At 76.1% G+C, this 17,987-nt stretch carries 17 protein-coding genes; 6 read left to right on the top strand and 11 right to left on the bottom strand.

The features are described 5' to 3' along the window. Position 1 precedes the first annotated feature (1 nt). The 3 genes from AB2L28_RS01980 to AB2L28_RS01970 are packed head-to-tail and all read right to left on the bottom strand — an operon-like array spanning position 2 to position 4,041. Positions 2-1,912, bottom strand: coding sequence for a DUF2264 domain-containing protein (locus AB2L28_RS01980; RefSeq protein WP_370717034.1), 1,911 nt, complete (start codon positions 1,910-1,912; stop codon positions 2-4). A gap of 9 nt (positions 1,913-1,921) precedes the next feature. After that, complete coding sequence (locus tag AB2L28_RS01975; RefSeq protein WP_370717033.1) at positions 1,922-2,914, bottom strand: hydroxyacid dehydrogenase; 993 nt, start codon at positions 2,912-2,914, stop codon at positions 1,922-1,924. Positions 2,915-2,946: 32 nt separating this feature from the next. Continuing rightward, positions 2,947-4,041 (bottom strand): substrate-binding domain-containing protein, encoded by a 1,095-nt coding sequence (locus AB2L28_RS01970; protein WP_370717032.1) that lies wholly within the window; start codon positions 4,039-4,041, stop codon positions 2,947-2,949. 23 nt (positions 4,042-4,064) lie between these two features. Here AB2L28_RS01970 and AB2L28_RS01965 point away from each other — a divergent pair, with 23 nt between their 5' ends. Next, on the top strand, positions 4,065-4,685 hold the full coding sequence (locus AB2L28_RS01965; RefSeq protein ID WP_370717031.1) for a histidine phosphatase family protein: 621 nt from the start codon (positions 4,065-4,067) through the stop codon (positions 4,683-4,685). A 55-nt stretch (positions 4,686-4,740) separates the two neighbouring features. Beyond that, positions 4,741-6,138 carry a putative bifunctional diguanylate cyclase/phosphodiesterase gene (locus AB2L28_RS01960; RefSeq protein ID WP_370717030.1) on the top strand — a complete coding sequence of 466 codons (1,398 nt, stop codon included), beginning with the start codon at positions 4,741-4,743 and terminating at the stop codon, positions 6,136-6,138. Between the two features lie 27 nt (positions 6,139-6,165). Here AB2L28_RS01960 and AB2L28_RS01955 read toward each other — a convergent pair whose 3' ends face one another. From AB2L28_RS01955 to AB2L28_RS01945, 3 genes are read right to left on the bottom strand one after another with little or no spacing between them, the layout of a single operon-like run. Next, positions 6,166-6,573: a RidA family protein gene (locus tag AB2L28_RS01955; protein WP_370717029.1), complete on the bottom strand. Its 408-nt coding sequence runs from the start codon at positions 6,571-6,573 to the stop codon at positions 6,166-6,168. Continuing rightward, positions 6,570-7,358, bottom strand: a complete 789-nt coding sequence (locus tag AB2L28_RS01950; protein ID WP_370717028.1) for an IclR family transcriptional regulator — start codon at positions 7,356-7,358, stop codon at positions 6,570-6,572. Before AB2L28_RS01950 ends, AB2L28_RS01955 begins: the two co-directional genes overlap by 4 nt. Beyond that, complete coding sequence (locus AB2L28_RS01945) at positions 7,355-8,302, bottom strand: sugar kinase (RefSeq protein WP_370717027.1); 948 nt, start codon at positions 8,300-8,302, stop codon at positions 7,355-7,357. The genes AB2L28_RS01950 and AB2L28_RS01945 overlap by 4 nt, the downstream gene beginning before the upstream one ends. Before the next feature lie 74 nt (positions 8,303-8,376). Here AB2L28_RS01945 and AB2L28_RS01940 point away from each other — a divergent pair, with 74 nt between their 5' ends. Beyond that, positions 8,377-9,648, top strand: coding sequence for a type III PLP-dependent enzyme domain-containing protein (locus AB2L28_RS01940; protein ID WP_370717026.1), 1,272 nt, complete (start codon positions 8,377-8,379; stop codon positions 9,646-9,648). 7 nt (positions 9,649-9,655) lie between these two features. Beyond that, positions 9,656-11,248, top strand: coding sequence for an N-acyl-D-amino-acid deacylase family protein (locus AB2L28_RS01935; protein ID WP_370717025.1), 1,593 nt, complete (start codon positions 9,656-9,658; stop codon positions 11,246-11,248). Positions 11,249-11,262: 14 nt separating this feature from the next. Here the strand turns inward: AB2L28_RS01935 and AB2L28_RS01930 are convergent, their stop codons facing one another. Together AB2L28_RS01930 and AB2L28_RS01925 are read right to left on the bottom strand one after the other, a co-directional pair. Then, positions 11,263-12,924: an acyltransferase gene (locus AB2L28_RS01930; RefSeq protein WP_370717024.1), complete on the bottom strand. Its 1,662-nt coding sequence runs from the start codon at positions 12,922-12,924 to the stop codon at positions 11,263-11,265. Positions 12,925-13,040: 116 nt separating this feature from the next. Next, positions 13,041-13,667 (bottom strand): hypothetical protein, encoded by a 627-nt coding sequence (locus AB2L28_RS01925; RefSeq protein ID WP_370717023.1) that lies wholly within the window; start codon positions 13,665-13,667, stop codon positions 13,041-13,043. 135 nt (positions 13,668-13,802) lie between these two features. Here AB2L28_RS01925 and AB2L28_RS01920 point away from each other — a divergent pair, with 135 nt between their 5' ends. Then, positions 13,803-14,165 (top strand): hypothetical protein, encoded by a 363-nt coding sequence (locus tag AB2L28_RS01920; protein ID WP_370717022.1) that lies wholly within the window; start codon positions 13,803-13,805, stop codon positions 14,163-14,165. A gap of 3 nt (positions 14,166-14,168) precedes the next feature. On the opposite strand, the gene arfA is transcribed toward AB2L28_RS01920, so the two are convergent. Further along, positions 14,169-15,680 (bottom strand): arabinosylfuranosidase ArfA, encoded by a 1,512-nt coding sequence (arfA, locus tag AB2L28_RS01915; RefSeq protein WP_370717021.1) that lies wholly within the window; start codon positions 15,678-15,680, stop codon positions 14,169-14,171. A gap of 132 nt (positions 15,681-15,812) precedes the next feature. Between arfA and AB2L28_RS01910 the strand changes: the two genes are divergently transcribed. Beyond that, the gene (locus AB2L28_RS01910) at positions 15,813-16,859 is read left to right on the top strand and encodes a LacI family DNA-binding transcriptional regulator (RefSeq protein ID WP_370717020.1); all 1,047 of its coding nucleotides are present in this window, start codon (positions 15,813-15,815) and stop codon (positions 16,857-16,859) included. A gap of 67 nt (positions 16,860-16,926) precedes the next feature. Here the strand turns inward: AB2L28_RS01910 and AB2L28_RS01905 are convergent, their stop codons facing one another. Both AB2L28_RS01905 and AB2L28_RS01900 read right to left on the bottom strand, forming a co-directional pair. Further along, complete coding sequence (locus tag AB2L28_RS01905) at positions 16,927-17,682, bottom strand: VOC family protein (RefSeq protein ID WP_370717019.1); 756 nt, start codon at positions 17,680-17,682, stop codon at positions 16,927-16,929. Positions 17,683-17,701: 19 nt separating this feature from the next. Beyond that, positions 17,702-17,941, bottom strand: a complete 240-nt coding sequence (locus AB2L28_RS01900; protein ID WP_370717018.1) for a DUF3072 domain-containing protein — start codon at positions 17,939-17,941, stop codon at positions 17,702-17,704. Positions 17,942-17,987 lie beyond the last annotated feature (46 nt).

The following is a 17,987-nucleotide window of genomic DNA, read 5'->3' as shown; positions in this document are numbered from 1 at the left end:
CTTACCACTCCACCACCGGGTCGTCGCCCGCGGCGGAGGCCAGGGTGATGCGGCACCGGGCTCCGTCGGCGAACGCGGCCGAGACCTCGCGGCCGGTGACCACCACGTCCGGTGCCGGGCCCGGGTCCTGCGCGGACAGCGCCGCGCTCACCACGGCCGGGGAACCGCCGGCCGCACCCCGCAGCCGCGGCACCAGGGCCCAGGCGCCGAAGGCGGTCCCGGCGGGGGCGCGCACGACGTCGGCGACGTCGAACCCGGCGACCGCGGTGAACACCGAGCGCAGCCCGGCGCCGGCCACCTGGACGGTCCTGGCGCCCACGTCGGCGACGAGGTCCTCCGGCCGCGCGGCGGCCAGGGCCCAGCCGGTCGCGCTGACCGCGGTGCCGGCCGGGACCGCCTCCCAGGCGAAGACCCGCACCTCCCACGCCCCGCGCGCGACGAGGACGCTCAGCACCCGCGCCTGGGGCAGGTGCCCGCCGGGGAAGAGCGGCCGGTGCCGGCTGGCCGCCCACCCCGCCCCCGTGCCCACGGGGTCGAACCCGGCCCGGACGCCGTCGCGCGGACCGCCGCTCCCGTCCTCCCGGTGCACCACGACGGTGTTGTCGGCGACGTTCGCGGCCGACGTCGGGCCGGTGCGCGTGGAGTACGCCAGGCGCGCGTACAGCGGGTCGGCGCCGGTCGGCTGCCCGGGCCGGGAGTGGTCCGAGCCGTGGTTGTGCACGCGGACCAGGCCGTCGGGGGTGTTCTGCACGAGCCAGCCCGCGGGGGCCACGGGGGTCGTGCGCGCCGGGCCCGCGGCCGGGACCGGTTCCTCCACGGCCGTCCAGAGCGGGTGGTCGGCGGGGGCCAGCAGCGCGACGAACGCCTTCGACAGCCAGTACGGCGACCCCGGGCCGGAGTAGTCCTGCACCGTCGCGGCGTGCGGTCCGTACCAGCCGCGGACGAACAACCCCTCCCGCCTCGCCCCGCGGTCGAGGAAGTGGCGCACGGCCCCCGACAGCAGGGACCGGCTGACGCCCGGCGACCACGGCGTGGCGCCGGTGAGGGCCCCCGCGGCGACGGACCCGGCCGCGGCGAACCGGTAGGTGAGGGACCGCCCCTGGTGCAGCGGGGCGCCGTTCGCGTCGAACGTGCGGGCGAAGACCTCCAGGAACTCCCGCAGCCGGCCGCCGACGCGCTGCGCGAGGTCGGTGTCGGCGCGCAGGTGGGCGTGCAGCACCGGGTAGAGGTGCAGGGCCCAGCCGACGTAGTGGTCGAACACCCGCCCGTCGCCGTCGGAGTACCACCCCTGCCCGCGGTACCAGCCCTCCAGGAGTTCCAGGCCCCTGTCCACCGCGCGTTCCGTCTCGGCGTCGCCGCGGCCGGCGCCGGTGAGGAACGAGGCCACGGCCAGGGGGAACAGGTACCAGTTGTTCGGTGCGGGTTCGTGGCGCAGGCTGCCCCGCAACCAGTCCTCGACCCGGTCCTGCTCGGCCCCGGACAACCCGTCCCACAACCACTCCCGGGTGAGGTCCAGGGCCAGGGCGATCGAGGCGGACTCGACCATCGGCTGTCCGCCGTCGCGCGCGGACCGCACCGGCGGCCACGACTCGGCGTCGTCGGCGCCCGGGGTCCGGGTCCCCGCGAGCAGACCGCGCCGGTAGTGGTCCAGGTGCCCGTGCGGGTCCTGACCGCCGGTGCCCGCGACGCGGAGCGCGGCGGTCAGGAACGTGCGGGCGAAACCCTCCAGGCCGTCGCAGACCCAGCCGGCGCGCGCGGGTTCCCCGGGCAGGTCGAGGCGGCCGAAACCCGGTGTCGCCCAGGGGCGCACGGCCAGCAGCAGGTCGTCGGCCGCGGCCAGCCAGTGCGCCCGGGTCCACCCGGTGACGGGGGACAGGGCGCGGTCCTCGGGGACCTGGGTCAGCAGGGGCACGGGTTCTCCCTAGGCGGTGCGGGACAGGGAGGGGTGGGCCACGGGGTGGCGCAGCGGCAGCCCCGCGGCGAGCCGTTCCACCTCGGCCGCCGCCGCGGACGTCAACCGGCGCAGCTCGTTGCCCTGCGACCCCGCCACGTGGGGGGTCAGCAGGACGTTCGGCAGGTCCCACAGGGGGGAGTCGGCCGGGAGGGGTTCGGGGTCGGTGACGTCGAGGACGGCGGTGAGCCGGCCGCGCAGGAGTTCGGCCTCCAGCGCCGCGGCGTCCACGACGGCGCCGCGCGCGGTGTTGACGACGGTCGCCCCGTCGGGCAGCGCCGCCAGGACCCGGGCGTCGACGAGACCGCGCGTCTCGGGCAGCAGGGGGGTGTGGACGCTGAACACGTCGCTGCGGGCGGCCAGTTCCAGCAGACCCACGGGTTCGGCACCCAGGGCGCGCAGTTCGGCGTCCGGAACGTAGGGGTCGTGGACGAGCGGTTCGACGTCGAAGGGGCGCAGGAGTTCCAGCACGCGGCGGCCCACCAGGGAGGCGGACAGCACCCCGACGGTGGACCCGAAGTTCCCGCGCCCCTCGGGCAGCGTCGCCGGGCGCGACCGCCGCGCGCGGTACCCGTGCGCGGCGGCGAGGACGTCCTTGCCGGCCAGCAGCACGACGGCCAGCGTGAACTCCGCCACCGGCACCGCGTTCTGCGCCGCCGCCGAGGAGACGACGATCCCGCGTTCCCAGACGGCCGGGGTGACGTGCGCGCGCACCGACCCGGCGGCGTGGACCACGGCCCGCAACCGCGGGGCCGAGCTCACCACGGCGGGGTCCAGGACGGGGCAGCCCCAGCCGGTGACGAGGACGTCGACCTCGGACAGCGCGGCGAGCGCGGCGGGGCTGGAGAACTCCGTCAGCACACCCGGCCGCAGGTCCACGCACCGGTGCAACCGGTCCAGGAACGGGCCGTCGACGATCCGGTCGTAGGTGGGCGGGCTCATCGCCAGGGCGGCGCGCATCATGGGCGGACTGTCCCGGCGGGCCACCGGAGCAGTCAAGATCGATCGCTCGTCCGCGATCGATCGATCGAGGAGACGCTGTGCCGCTCGACCAGGTGCGGGGCGATCTCCAGGTGCCGGCAGGGCGCGTCGGGGGACGCCCGCCGCCACGCCAGCAGGTCCACCGCCGCCCGGCCCACCTCCCGCTTCGGCGGGGCCACGGCCGTCAGCCGCACGTCGCCGAGCCCGGCCACCACGTCGTCGTAGGCGACGAGGCTGACGTCGTCGGGCACCCGCAGCCCGGCCCCGGCGAGCCGGGGGACCAGGGACAGCGCGTCGGCGTCGGAGTGCACGAGGACGGCCGTCGCCCGCAGCCGCCGCACGGCCTCGGCCGGGTCCGGCGCCTGCGCGCCGTGCGCCGCGTCGGCGCCGTCGCAGCTCAGCAGCGGGGCGGACAGGACGGGCAGCCCGAGGGAGCGCAGCGCGTCGCGGAAGCAGCCCCGCACGGTGCGCGCGGAGGGGGAGTCGTCCCGGCAGAAGGCGACGATCCGCCGGTGCCCGTGGGCCCGCAGGTGCGACAGCGCCAGGTGCACCCCCGTGGCGTGGTCGCTGCGCACCGCGTCCCGGCCGGCCAGCGCCGACCCGCGCGGGGCGAACCGCTCGACGAGCACGAGCGGCACCTCCGGCGGGCACACCCCGGCCAGCGGGTCCGCCGCGACCTCCTCGACCGAGCGCCAGCGCGGGGCGTAGAGGATCCCGGCCAGGTCCGGGGCCCGCAGCGCCCGGCGCACCGCCGCCGCGGCCGCCGCCCCGTCGCGGGCGACCTCCAGGACGTACCGGCCGCCGTGCGCGGCGACGGCGGCGTCGGCCCCGCGCAGGATGACCCCGAGGTAGCCGTTCGGTTCGCCGACGGCCACGACGCGCCCCAGCGCCGGGGCGTCCGGCCGCGCGGCGCTGACCACGCCGTGCCGCCGGTGCAGCCGCCCGGCCGCCGCGAGCGCCTCCACGTCCCGGCGCACCGTCACCGGGGCCGCGCCCAGCTCGGCCGCCAGGTCGGCCACCCGGGCCGTGCCGCGGGCGGCGACGAGCGCCGCGATGCGCTCGCGCCGCGCCACCGGGCCGTCCACCGGGCCTGCCGTCGCCTGCGTCACCGGCCGAACGCTAGCCTCCTGGCGTGCCGATCCTCGTCGTCCGCCACGGTCAGACCGCCTGGAGCCTGTCCGGCCAGCACACCGGCACCACGGACGTGCCCCTGACGGAGGTGGGGGAGGACCAGGCCCGCCGCCTGGCCCCCGTGTTCGCCGGTCGCGACCTCGCCGCCGTCCTCGTCAGCCCCCGCCAGCGGGCCCGGCGCACCGCGGAGCTGGCCGGCCTGGCCGCGGCCCCCGGCGGCCTGCGGGTCGACGAGGACCTCGTCGAGTGGGACTACGGCGCCTACGAGGGGCGCACGACCAGCGAGATCTCCGCCGAGCTGGGCCGCTCCTTCTCCGTCTGGCACGACGGCGTCGTCCCCGGGGACACCCCGGGCGAGACCGTCCACCAGGTCGCCGGCCGGGCCCGCAGCGTCCTGCGCCGCGCCGAGGCCCTCACCGGCGACGGGAGCGACGGCGGGGACGGGCCGGACGTGGTGCTGGTGGCGCACGGGCACTTCCTGCGGATCCTCCTGGCCACCTGGCTGGGCCTGTCGCCCACGGCCGGTGCCCTCTTCGCGCTCGAGGCCGGGACGTGGGGCCAACTGGGGCACGAGCACGGCCGCCCCGTGCTGGACCGCTGGAGCGTCCCCCCGACCGCCTGAGGCCCGAACGGGTTCAGCTGCTCAGGTCGGGCGCCGGACCTGCCGATGGGCGGGCGTGAGTGCCGCCTCCGCCGCCTGGGTCGTCGCCGTCCTGGTCTCGGTGGTCTCGGCGGTGGTGCTGACCGTCCTGGTGCGCCAGCGCGACCGCGTCCGCGCCGACCTCGCCCGCACCGACCCCCTCACCGGGCTGGGCAACCGCCGCGCCCTGCACGAGACCGCCGACCCCCTCCTGGCCCGCGAGGGCAGCCTCGGCCTGCTGCTGCTGGACCTCGACGGGTTCAAGGACGTCAACGACACCCTCGGCCACGCCGCCGGGGACGAGGTCCTCGTCCAGGTCGCCCGCGTCCTGTCGGCCACGCTCGCCGACCGCGGCACGATCACCCGGCTCGGCGGGGACGAGTTCGCCGTCCTCGTCCCGGACCCGCGCGACGGCGAGCTGGAGGTCCTCGCCAAGCGGCTGCTCGCGGCGCTCGCGGTGGGGGACCTGCACGCCGGTGTCGTGCCGATCGACCTGCAGGGCAGCATCGGCCTGGCGCAGTCCGGACCCGACGGCCGCTCCCTGGGGGAACTGCTGCAGCGCGCGGACATCGCCATGTACGCGGCCAAGCGCGCCCGCGCCGGGGTGCTGCGCTACGACGCCGCCAGCGACCCCCGCTCCACCGGCGCGCTGGAACTGCTCGGCCAGTTGCGCGGGGCCATGGACTCCGACCAGCTGACCCTGCACTACCAGCCCAAGGTGTCCGGCGACGGCAGCCGGCTGCTGGGTTTCGAGGCCCTCGTCCGGTGGGACCACCCCACGCGCGGGCTGCTGCTGCCCGCCGACTTCCTGCCGTACGTCGAACGCACGCACCTGATCCACGCCCTGACCCGCTGGGTGCTCATCACCGCGCTGCGGCAGGCCGCCACGTGGCGGGCGCAGGGGGTGCGGACCTCGATGGCGGTGAACGTCTCCGCGGTGAGCCTGGACACCGGTCTGCTCGGCATCGTCGAGGAGGCGCTCGCCCTGACCCGCTGGGAGCCCGCCGACCTGGTCCTGGAGATCACCGAGACGGCGATCATCCACGACCCGGCCGGGGCGCGTGCCACCGTCGCCCGGCTGCGCGAGCGCGGTGTGCGCGTCGCGGTCGACGACTTCGGCGCCGGCTCGACGAGCCTGGTGCACCTGCGCGGGCTCGCGGTGCACGAGCTGAAGATCGACCGCCAGTTCGTCAGCGAGCTCGTCGCCCACCCCGAGGACGACGTGATCGTCTCCTCGGTCATCGCGCTCGCGCACCGGCTCGGCCTGGCCGTCGTCGCCGAGGGCGTGGAGACCGTGGCGGCCGCGGACCGCCTGTGCGCGCTGGGCTGCGACGAGCTGCAGGGGTTCTTCTTCGCCCGGCCCCTGCCCGCGGAGCAGGCCGTGGCCTGGGCCCGTGCCGAGGGCCTGGCCGAGGCGGTCGTGGAACTGGGCTGAGGTTCCCGGCGGTTCCCCGGCGGTTCCTCAGCCCAGGACGGCGAGGGCGTCGATCTCGACGAGCATCTCCTCGCGCGGCAGCCCCGTCACGACGGTGGTGCGGGCCGGCAGCACCCCGGACGGGCAGTTCCGGGTCACGAACTCGCCGTAGGCCTCGTTCATCGCCGCGAAGTCGTCGCGGGTCGTCAGGTGGACGCGCAGCGCGACGACGTCCTCCAGGCTCGCCCCGCCGGCGCGCAGGACGGCCTCGACGTTGCGCAGGGTCCGCAGGGTCTGCGCCCCCACGTCGCCCGGGTGCAGGTACTCCCCGGTCGCGGGGTCCACCGGGCCCTGGCCGGAGACCTGCAGGAGCGGGCCCTTGCGCACGCCCTGGGAGAACGTGTGCGCGGGTGCGGGCGCGTCGGTCGTGCTGACGGCGGTCTTGAGCTGGTTCACCGGGGAACTCCTCCGTGGGGTGCTGGGGTGGTGCCGAACCCGCAGTCGCGGGCGATGTCCGCGGTCGCGGACAGCAGCGGGGGCACGAGGCCCAGGACGGCCTCGTGCGGCAGCAGGACGTCGGGCACCGACAACGACACCGCGGCGAGCACCTCGCCGCGCGGTCCGGTGACCGGGGCCGCGACGCAGTTCACGAACGTCTCGTTCTCGGCGTGGTCCTGCGCCCAGCCGCGGTCGGCCACGTCCTGCAGCTCGGCGAGGAACCGCCCGGGGTCGACCAGCGTGTTGTCCGTGCGGCGCACCAGGTCCAGCGCGGCGACGACCTCGGCGCGGTCGAGGGCCGACAGTCCCGCGAGCAGCACCTTGCCCACCGCGGTGCAGTGCAGGGGAGCGGCCGAACCGATGCGCGAGGCCATCCGGACCGGGGCGTCCCGCGGTTCCAGCTTGTCGACGTAGGTGGCCCGGGAGCGCCCGCCGTGACCGTCCAGGACGGCGACGTGGACGGTCTGCCCGACCTCGTCGCGCAGCGCCCGCAGCCGCGGCGCCGCGGCCCGCAGGACGTCGAGGTGCTCCAGCGCGACGTCGGCCAGCCGGTACAGGTGCGCTCCGAGGACGTAGCGGTGCCCGGGGCCGCGGTGGACGAACCCGGTCTCCTCCAGGTCGCGCAGCAGGCGCAGCACGGTGCTCTTGTGGGTGCCCGTCGCCGCGGCCAGACCGCCGAGGGTGCCGGTGCCGGCGGCGAGGAGGTCGAGCACGTGCAGGGCCCGCAGGAGGCTCTGGCTCACAGGGCCGGCACATCCAGCGGGCGGTCCGCGCGGACGACGAGAGCCGCCGCGGCGCAACGGTGCCCGAAGGCGACGGCGTCGTCGACGGGCAGGTCGCGCTGCCGTGCGGCGAGGTAGCCGGCGGCGAAGGCGTCGCCCGCGCCGACGGGCTCGACCACCTCCACGGGCAGCGCGGGGACGTGGCGGTCGGGGGCGCCGGGTTCGAGGACGAGGACCCCGTGCTCCTCCTGCTTGAGCAGGATCCGCCGCGCGCGGGGGAACCGCTCCCGCAGCCGTGCGGGGTCGTCGGTGCCGAACACCGCGCGGGCCTCGTCGGCGCCCAGCAGGAGTTCGTCGGCCGCGGCGGCCAGGGCCCGCAGCGGGGTGTCGTCGCAGTCGCGCCACAGCACCGGCCGGTGGTTCAGGTCGACCGACAGCGTCGTCCCCGCCGCGTGGGCGCGGGCCGCCAGCGCCGTGCAGAACGCCGCCGCGGAGTCGGACAGCCCGGCGGTGATGCCGCTGACGTGCACGACGCCGGCCCGGTCCAGGACCCTGGCCACGGCCGGGTCCTCGAGGTCGGCGGGACGCAGCGCCGAGGCGGCCGACCCGCTGCGGTAGTAGTGCATGCGTGAGCGGCGCGACCCGTCGGCCGCGGTCCCGGGGGCCTTGACGTACAGCCCGGTGGGCCGGACGGGGTCGGTCGCGACGGCGCTGACGTCGATGCCCGCGGCGGACGCCAGGTCGCGGACGTGGTCGGCGAACCCGTCGTCCCCGAGGCGGGAGACCCACGCCACGTCGACGCCGAGCCGGCCCAGGGTCAGGGCGACGTTGAGCTCCGCACCCCCGACGGTGCGGGTGAAGGTCCCGGCGTCGGCGAGGGGGACGTCCTCGGCGGGGGTCAGCACGACGAGCGCCTCGCCGACGCAGACGACCGCACCCGCGGCGGGGACCTTTGACCGGGGCACGAGCCGATGCTAGAACGGCGTGACGATCGGGCGCAACGTCCGTTGCGTCCAGTGCAACGCAAGCGGGAGGGCTCGTGGCCTACGACGCGCACCACCTCGGACCCCTCGACCCCCGGTTCAAGGCCGTGCCCGTCACGGCGTGGGGCCAGGACGCCGCGGAGTTCACCGCCCGCCGGCCCCGGCTGGCGGAGCTGCCCACCCCGCTGCTGACCCTGGACGCCGGGGCGCTCGCCGACAACGTGGCCACGCTGGCGCGGTGGACGGGCGAGGTCGGCGTCGACCTCGCCCCGCACGGCAAGACGACCATGGCCCCCGCGCTGTGGCGCGAGCAGCTGGCGGCCGGGGCGATCGGCCTCACCGTCGCGACGCCCTGGCAGCTGTCCGTCGCCCTGCGCGAGGGCGTGGACTGGGTGCAGGCGGCCTACCCCGTGCTCGACCCCGCGGTGCTGCGGTGGCTGTCCGCGCCCCGGTCCGGGCGGGTCCTCGTCTGGGCCGACGGCGTCGACGTCGTCGAGCAGATGGCCCCGCACGTGCGCGAGGCCGCCCAGCCCCTCGACGTGCTCGTCGAGCTCGGCGGGGCCGGCGGCCGGACCGGTGCCCGGTCCCTCGACGCCGCCGCCGACGTCGCGCGGGCGGTCCGCGCGACGCCCGGGCTGCGCCTGGCCGGGGTCGCCGGGTACGAGGGCGCCTTCGCCCACGACGCCTCCGGTGAGAGCCTGGGGACCGTGCGGTCCTGGGTCGCCGACCTCGCCGCGCTGCACCGGAGGCTGGCCGGGGAGGGGGTCTACCCCGCGGACGTCCCCGGCGGTCTCGTCGTGTCCGCGGGGGGCAGCGCCTACTACGACGTCGTCGTCGACGGCCTGGGCGGGCTGCACGCCCCCGCCGACGGGGTCCGGGTCGTCCTGCGCTCGGGGGCCTACGTCGGGCACGACGACGGGTTCTACCGCGAGGTCACCCCCGTGAACCGGGTGCGGTCCGGTGGGTTGCGCTCGGCGCTGCACGGGTGGGCGCGCGTCGTCTCCCGCCCCGAGCCCGGGCTGGCCCTGGCCGACGCGGGCAAGCGCGACCTGCCCTTCGACGAGGGGCTGCCCGTCGTGCAGGCCGTCCGCCGCGGCGGGGACGGCGCCACCGAGGACCTGGCCGGGTGCACGGTCAGCGCCCTGAACGACCAGCACGCGTTCGTCCGGTTCGGCGACGACGTCGACCTGCGGGTCGGGGACGTGCTGCGGCTGGGGATCTCCCACCCCTGCACGGCCTTCGACAAGTGGGGCCTGCTGCCCGTGCTCGACGACGCGCTCGCGCCGCAGCCCGTCCTCGTCGACTGGGTGCGGACGGTGTTCGGGTGACGTCCCGGTGAACCTCCTCGTCCGCGGCGCCACGCTCGTCGACGGCACCGGGACGCCGGCGCGCCGCGGCGACGCGCTCGTGGTCGACGGCCGGATCGCCGAGCTGGGCGAGGTCGGGACCACCGCCGGCGCGCGGGTCCTCGACGCGGCCGGCCTCGTCCTCGCGCCGGGGTTCGTCGACCTGCACGCGCACTCCGACCTCGCCGTCCTCACCGACCCCGAGCACCTGGCCAAGACGACCCAGGGCGTCACGACGGAGGTGCTCGGGCAGGACGGGCTCGGCTACGCCCCCGTCGACGACGACGCCCTGGCCGTGCTGCGCGAGCAGCTCGCCGGCTGGAACGGCGTGCCCGACCTCGCGTGGGACTGGCGGACCGTCGGGGAGTACCTGGACCGGGTGGACCGCGGCGCCGCCGTCAACGTCGCCTACCTCGTGCCGCAGGGGACGGTCCGCGCGGTGGTCGTGGGGACCGGGGACCGCCCCGCCACCGCCGCCGAACTGGTGCGCATGCAGGACCTCGTGGCGGCCGGGATGGCCGACGGGGCCTTCGGCATGTCGAGCGGGCTGACGTACGTCCCCGGCGCGTTCGCCGACACCGCCGAACTCGTCGCCCTGTGCGAGGTCGTGGCGCGAGCGGGGGGTTTCTACGCCCCGCACCAGCGCTCCTACGGCCGCGGTGCGCTGGAGGCGTACGCGGAGGTCGTCGAGGTCGCCCGCCGTTCCGGGGTGGCGCTGCACCTGACGCACGCGACGATGAACTTCGCCGTCAACGCCGGCCGCGCGGGGGAGTTCCTGGCCCTGGTCGACGCCGCGCTCGCCGACGGCGTGGACGTCACCCTCGACACCTACCCCTACCTGCCCGGGTCGACGACGCTGGCCGCGGTGCTGCCGAGCTGGGCCTCGGCCGGCGGGCCGGCCGCGGTGCTGGACCGGCTGCAGGACCCGGAGGCGTTGCGGCGCATCCGGTACGCGCTCGAGGTGGCGGGCTCGGACGGGTGTCACGGGGTCGTCGTGCAGTGGTCGACGCTGCAGGTCTCCGGGGTGCGCGACCCCGGGCTGTCCGGCCTCGTCGGCGCGACGATCGAGCAGGTCGCCGCCGCGCGCGGCGCCGACGCGTTCGACGTCTTCGTCGACGTGCTGCGCCGGGACCGCCTGGGCACGACGATCCTGCAGCACGTGGGGCACGAGGAGAACGTGCGCGCGATCATGCGGCACCCGCAGCACTGCGGCGGCAGCGACGGCCTCCTGGTGGGCGCGCGACCGCACCCGCGGGCGTGGGGCACCTTCCCCCGCTACCTCGGCCACTACGTGCGCCGCGAGGGGGTCCTCGGTCTGGAGGAGTGCGTGGCGCACCTGACCTCCCGGCCCGCCCGCCGGCTGGGCCTGACCGACCGCGGCGTCCTGCGCCCCGGCGCCGTCGCAGACCTCGTCCTGTTCGACCCCGCCACCGTCGACGCCGGCGCGACCTTCGAGGACCCCCGGCGCCAGGCGGTCGGGATCCCGCACGTCCTCGTGGGGGGCGTCCCCGTCGTCACCGACGGCGTCCGGACCGGCGCCGTCCCCGGTCGCGCCCTGCGGCACCGGGCGGGCGCCCCGTAGCCGGTCCCCGGTCCTCAGGGGTGCAGCGCGAGGGCGGGTTCGGGGCGGTGGACGCCGCGGGGCCGGAACCCCAGGACGTCGGCGACGCCGCACAGGTCGGCGAGCAGCCACACGACCGCGAGCCACATCTCGGTGCCCTGCAGGCCGGGTTCCCGGCCGACCGCGAAGGCGAAACCCCGGCCGTCCCGCCAGGTGCGCAGGGCCTCGGTCAGCAGCCCGCGGGCGGCGGCGACGACCTCCTCGCGCCGGTGCCCGGTCTGCCGGCCCGCCAGCCACAGCGGGTGCGCGACGTCGAGGACGTTGCAGGCGTTGCGCCGGTCGGGGGCGAAGAACCGCTGGTCGCGCAGGTGGGCCAGGACGGTGTCGACGAGGCGTTCGGGGCGGGGGAGCGGCACGTCGAACTGCGCGAACGTCCCGCGGGAGGCGCGGTAGAATCCGTTCACCACCTGCAGCGCGCCCTCACCGGCCGGCGGGGTGCCCCACACCCCGGTGCGGGGGTCGGTGCGCAGGGTCAGCCAGCCGAACAGGGCTTGCGCGGTCCCGGGCGCACCGGGTTCGCCGAGGTCGAGGTTCCAGCGCAGCGCCGTCCCGAACGCGTCGACCCACGCCCCGGCCCCCCAGGCCCGCGTCGCCCACGGCAGACCGTCCAGCGCGGCGACGAGTTCCGCCGGTGACGTGCGCGCGGCGTGGTGCACCGGGTGGTGGAACCGGCGGCCGTGCAGGTCGAGGGCGTACCCGACGCAGAGCACGTGGTACAGGACGTCACCGTCGGTCGGGTCGGGAGTCCCCGGGACGGGCGAACCGTTCGTGTCGAACCGGCGCACCAACCCGTTCCCGCTGTCCTGCAACGCCTGCAGCCGGTCGAGTTGTTCTCCCGCGGGCAGCGGCCCGGGGGCGTCGTCGAGGAGCAGGGCGGCGATCTCGAGGGCGTCGCACTGGGCGCGCACGGTGGGCCCGGCCCCCGGGCGGTCGACGAACTGCCCGCCGGGCAACCCGGGGTCCCAGCACCGGGCGAGGAGGTCCCCGGCCTGGTCCCGGGCGCGCCGCTCGAACTCCTGCAGCGCGCCGACCAGCTCGTCGTGCGGGTCCGCACCCGCAGCGGCCGGGGGAACCCGCCAGCGGATCAGGCGGGCCGGGTTCCCGCCGACCACGGCCCCGGCCGGGACGTCCTTCGTGACGACCGCCCCGGCGGCCAGGACGGCGTGGTCGCCCACGTGCACCCCGTCCAGGACCACGACGTGGGAGCCGATCCACACGTCGTCCCCGACGGTGATCCCGCGCGAGGTGAGCGGCTGCCGGAACACCTCGGTGCCCGGCTCCATGCCGTGGTTGAACGCCAGGAGCGAGGTGTGCGCCCCGATGCGGACCCCGCGGCCCCCGCGGACGGTCCCGCGGACGACGGCCCCGTAGTTCACGGTGCTGTCGGCCCCGAGCCGGACCGACCCGCTGAGGTAGGCGTGCGCGGCCACGTAGCTGCGGTCGCCGAGGGCGAGGTCCTCGGTCTCGACCGCGGCCAGGGGGCTGACGAAGGCGTCGGTCCCGAGCCGCCAGGCGTGCGCACCGGTGAACCGCTCCTGCGCCGCGCGCTCCGCCTCGGTGGCCTCGTGCCGGAACCGCCAGGGTTCGACGTCGAACCCGTGCGCTCCGCGCGTCTCGGCGATGAGACCACTGGTCATCCGGACCTCCGTCGTCGGAGTGGGTAAGCGCTTGCCGAGAACCTACCACCGGTGGTCCGGCCGCGGGAGGGGCCCGACGACACCCCGCCGTCCTCGCCGCGGGAGCCCCCGGGACCTCAGGGGGACGACGGGATCGTGACCGACGGGCTGGCCACGACGGGGGTCAGCGCGTGGACCAGGGCGACGCGCCCGTCCCCGCCCGGGGCGGCGCTGAGCGCGGCCAGGACGCCGCCGGGCAGCAGGTCGGCCCGCACGGCGAGGTTGGCGACGGTGTCGTGCCGGTGGTCCTGCCCGGGCCCGCCAGCCCGGCGGACCGGGCCCGTGCTGGCGGTCGCGCCCGCGCGGTGGTGCCGGACGTGCTCGGTGATCCAGTCCGGGCCGACGGCGACGTCCGGTGTGCTCGTGAGGACGACGGTCCTCGCGGTCTCCTCGAGGCGGCGGTGCAGGCCGGCCGCGGCCAGGGTCAGCAGGCGGGCGACCTCCGTGGCGGGGTCCCCGCCCGCGCCGGGGTGGTGCTCGACCTCGAGGTCGACGTCGTCGAGCAGGTCCACCAGCGGTTCCCAGCTCGCCAGGACCGGGGCCGTCGCCGTCGCCGGTGCGGACGTGGTCACCAGCAGCGTCGTCGCGATGCCCGCGGCCGAGGCCTCGTCGGCCGCCTCGATGAGGTGTTCGAGGCTGTCTTCGAGGTGCGGCAGGTCGCCGGGCAGCACGGGGAGCAGGGCGACCGCCCGGGTCACGCGCACGTGGGACCGCCCTCTCGACAGGTTGTTCCACCTTGTTTACTCAGAGTGATCACTCGGGTCAAGGGGGAGGGGGTCTCGTCGTCGACCTGCGGGGCGGGCGACCTCCCCGCGCGGGCCTGCTGCTGTCATGGGGTCGTGACGGCGCAGTGGTGGGAGCGGGCGCGGGCGGCCGAGACGGAGCGCGCGCGGGAGCTGCTGCGCGCGCTGGTGGTGGAGCTGCGGCGCCGCGGTGAGCAGCCGGGACCGTTGCGCGCGCGGGCCGGGTCCGCCCGGTACCGCACGGACGTCGTGGGGTGGTACCTGCGCGCCGACGGGTCCCTCGGGGTCGGCGAGGGGGCCGAGTACTACGTGCTGGACGTGGCGCCGGGCCTGCGGGCGCGGTTCCGGGGGGTCCACCTGGACCCCTCGGAACCGCCCCTGCAGGTCGGTCGCGGCGCGCGCGACGGCGAGTCGGTCGAACTCGCCGAACTGGTGCGGCGCCGGGTGTCGCAGCCCTGAGCGTCAGCCCTTGCGGAACTGCACGACGGCCCAGGACAGCGGCGGCAGGACGACCGTCGCCAGCCCGTCGGTCACGGTGACGTCCTGCAGGGTCTGCAGGCCGACCGCGGAGTGGTCGCCCTCGAGGTTCGTCGTGTGCCGATCCTGTCCCGCGGTGGCGGCGAGCACCTTCGCGGTGGCGACGCGGTCGACGTCGAAGGCGCGCAGCGGGACCTCGACCGAGGCCGGCTGGTCCTGGTCGCGGTTGGCGAGGAACACGGTGAGGAACTCCTCGTCGTAGGTCGCCGAGGCGTCGACCACGTCGACCGCGTCGAACTTCGCGGTCTCGTACTTCTCCGACGTGGTGACGACCTGCAGGACGTTCCCGGTCGCGAGGCGGCGGACCTGCTCGAAGGGGTGGGCGATGGTCTGCTTCCACGCCTCGCCGCCCGGCTCGCTGCGCAGCAGGCCGATGACGTTGACGAGCTGGGCCTGGGCGCCGATGTGCACGCGGTCGGCGTGGCGCAGCAGCGAGTTCAGCAGGGTGCCGACGACGACCGCGTCGGTGATGGAGTACTCGTCCTCGATGACGCGGGGCGCGACGTCCCACGGCTGCACGCCGGGGCCGTGGTGCGGCTTGGACTGGTACCAGACGTTCCACTCGTCGAAGCTGAGGTTGATCTTCTTGGTGTGCTTGCCCTTGGCGCGCACCGCGTCCGCCGTCGCGACGACCTGGTCGATGAACAGGTCCATGTCGACCGCGGAGGCCAGGAAGCTCGCGGCGTCCCCGTCGTGCTCCTGGTAGTAGGCGTGCAGGGAGACGTAGTCGACGGCGTGGTACGACAGTTCCAGGACCGTCTGCTCCCACTCGCCGAACGTCGGCATCGCGCGGCTGGAGGAACCGACCGCGACGAGTTCGATGTCCGGGTCGACCGTGCGCATCGCCATGCCGGTCTCGGCGGCGAGGCGGCCGTACTCGGCGGCGGTCTTGTGGCCCGTCTGCCAGGGGCCGTCGAGCTCGTTGCCGAGGCACCAGAGCTTGATGCCGAACGGGTCCTTGGAACCGTGCTGGATGCGCAGGTCGGAGAACTTCGTGCCGGAGGCGTGGTTGCTGTACTCCAGGAGGTCGCAGGCCTCCTGGAGGCCGCGGGTCCCGAGGTTGACCGCCATCATCGGCTCGGTGCCGACCTTGCGGGCCCACGCGTCGAACTCGGCGAGCCCGAACTGGTTGGTCTCCACCGAGCGCCACGCGCGGTCGATCCGGCGGGGACGCTCCTCGCGCGGGCCGACGGAGTCCTCCCACTCGAACCCGGACACGAAGTTCCCGCCGGGGTAGCGCACGACGGTCGGGCCGAGTTCCTTCGTGAGTTCGAGGACGTCGGTGCGCAGGCCGTCCTCGTCGGCGCTGGGGTGGTCCGGTTCGAAGATCCCGGTGTAGACGCAGCGGCCCATGTGCTCGACGAACGAGCCGAACAGCCGGCGGGGGACCGGGCCCACGGTGAAGGCGGGGTCGAGGGCGAGGCGGGCGGTGCGCACGGATGGCTCTCCTGGGGTCGCGTCACGTCGGTGTGCGGGCGGTGCGGTGCGGCGTCGCGGTTCTTGCAACGTTGGAAGCCAGTCAACGCGAAAGCATCGGCGGCGTCAAGGCGCCGATGGCACAATGCGTCGGTGCCCACCCCCGCCGTGCCGTCGCGCGCCACCCCGCGCCCCACGACCCTGCGGGACGTCGCCGAGGCCGCGGGCGTGTCCATCAAGACCGTGTCCAACGTCGTCAACGACCACCCCCACGTGCGGCCGGAGATGCGCGAGAAGGTCAAGTCGTTCATCGACCAGCTCGACTACCGCCCCAACGGGATCGGCCGCCAGCTGCGGCAGGGCCGGACGGGGCTGGTGGCCCTCGCGCTGCCCGACGTCACGAGCCCCTACTACGGCGAGCTGGCCTCGACCCTGGTGAACGCGGCGCGCGAGCGCGGTCTCACGCTGCTGGTCGAGCAGACCGACGGTGACCTCGACCGCGAGCGCGAGGTGGCGACCGGTTTCCCCGTCCGCCTGGTCGACGGGCTCGTCTTCGCCCCCCAGAGCCTGCCGGTCGAGGAGTTCCAGCAGCGGCGCGACACGACCCCGGCCGTGCTCGTGGGGGAGTACGGCGAGGGGGCGGGGTACGACCGCGTCACCATCGACTCCGTCGACCTCGGGGACACCGCGGTGCGGCACCTGCTGGAGCAGGGACGCCGGACCATCGCCTTCCTCGGCGACAAGACGCAGTCCCAGGCCCGCCCGCCCGTGGTCGCCCAGCGCATCGAGGGGTACCGCCGCGCCCTGCGCCGCGCCCGCGTCCGGTTCGACCCCGGGCTGCTGTGGTCCCTGGGGGAGTGGACGCGCCAGGACGGGTTCGCGGGGACCACCGCCCTCCTGGCGGCGCGTCCCGACGTCGACGCGATCTTCGCCGCCAACGACCTCGTCGCCCTCGGCGCCCTGCACGCCCTGCGGCGGCTCGGCCTGCGGGTGCCGCAGGACGTCGCCGTCCTGGGGGTCGACGACGTCGAGCAGGCCCGCTACGCCGCCCCGACGCTGACGTCGATCGCCCTCGACCGGTTCGAGATGGCCGAGATGTCGCTGCGGTTGCTCTCCGACCGCCTCGCCGGGTTCGACGGTCCCGCCCGCCTGCTGACGGTGACCGGGCGCCTCGTCGTGCGGGAGAGCACCGCCGGCTGACCTGGAGGGGGCGCGACGGGCAGGCTCCTGCCGCTGCCCCGGACCCCCGGGGTCGGCACCTGCGGGGTCAGTCGACGACGCCGGACAGGAGGCAGAACTCGTTGCCCTCCGGGTCCGCCAGCACCGTCCACGCGACCCCGGCCCCCTGACCGACGTCGGCGGGCCGGGCGCCCCGCTCCAGCGCACGGGCCAGGACCCGCCCCCGCCCGGGGCCCGAGCGCGTCGCCCGCACGTCGAGGTGCCAGCGGTTCTTCGCCGTGCGCGGGGTCGGGGAGGCGACGAACTCCAGGAACGGACCGGTCGCCCCCCGCAGCTGCGCCACGCGGGACGTGCTGCGCACCAAGGACATCCCGGCCACCGGGGCCCAGAAGCCCGCCAGCGCCGCAGGGTCGGCCGCGAGGCAGACCAGGGCCGCGACCCGTCCCGCCCCGTCGTACTCCGGCCGCGGGTCCAGGACGCAGAACTCGTTGCCCTCCGGGTCGGCGAGCACCACCCACGGCGCGTCGCCCTGGCCGACGTCGACCCGTCGCGCGCCCGCGTCGAGCAGGAACTCCACCGTCTCGCGCTGGTCGGCGGGGGAGGAGGAGTCCAGGTCCAGGTGCACCCGGTTGGGCGGTGACCCGGGCGGCTTGGGCGCTCCACCCGGGACGAAGACGAGTTCGACCCCCGGCTCCCCCTCGGGCGGGACGACGTCGGTCTCGTGCGCGTCGGCGTACCCCAGCCGCCACTGCAGCGCCCGCCGCCACCAGTGCGCCAGCGGGACCGGGTCGACGGCGTCGACGACGACGTTCACCAGTCGGCTGTCCACCGGGCGGCTGTCCACGGCGGGACGCTACCGGCGCTCAGGAGTTCCCGCGGCCGGTCTCCTGCTGCAGCTCGTCGATCATCTCCGAGGCCCGCGCCTTGTCGAGGTCCTCGGGCAGCTCGCGGCCGGCCTCCCGGGCCAGCGTCTGCAGGTAGCTGCGCTGCGGGCCGGTCATCGGCTCGTCGCCGGTGACCCAGGTCTCGGGGTCCTTCTCCGCGTTCTGCGTGGGGTCGGTGCTCTGGTCCTGCTGGTCCTCGCCGGACGGCTGCTCGCTCATCCGGTGACCGTACGGCTCGTTCGAACGGAGCGCGCGGCGACGGGGA

This window comes from Kineococcus mangrovi (assembly GCF_041320705.1).
Taxonomy (GTDB): Bacteria; Actinomycetota; Actinomycetes; order Actinomycetales; family Kineococcaceae; genus Kineococcus; species Kineococcus mangrovi.
Note: the sequence above shows the minus strand (reverse complement) of the source record. Positions and strands in the feature narration are given on the sequence as shown.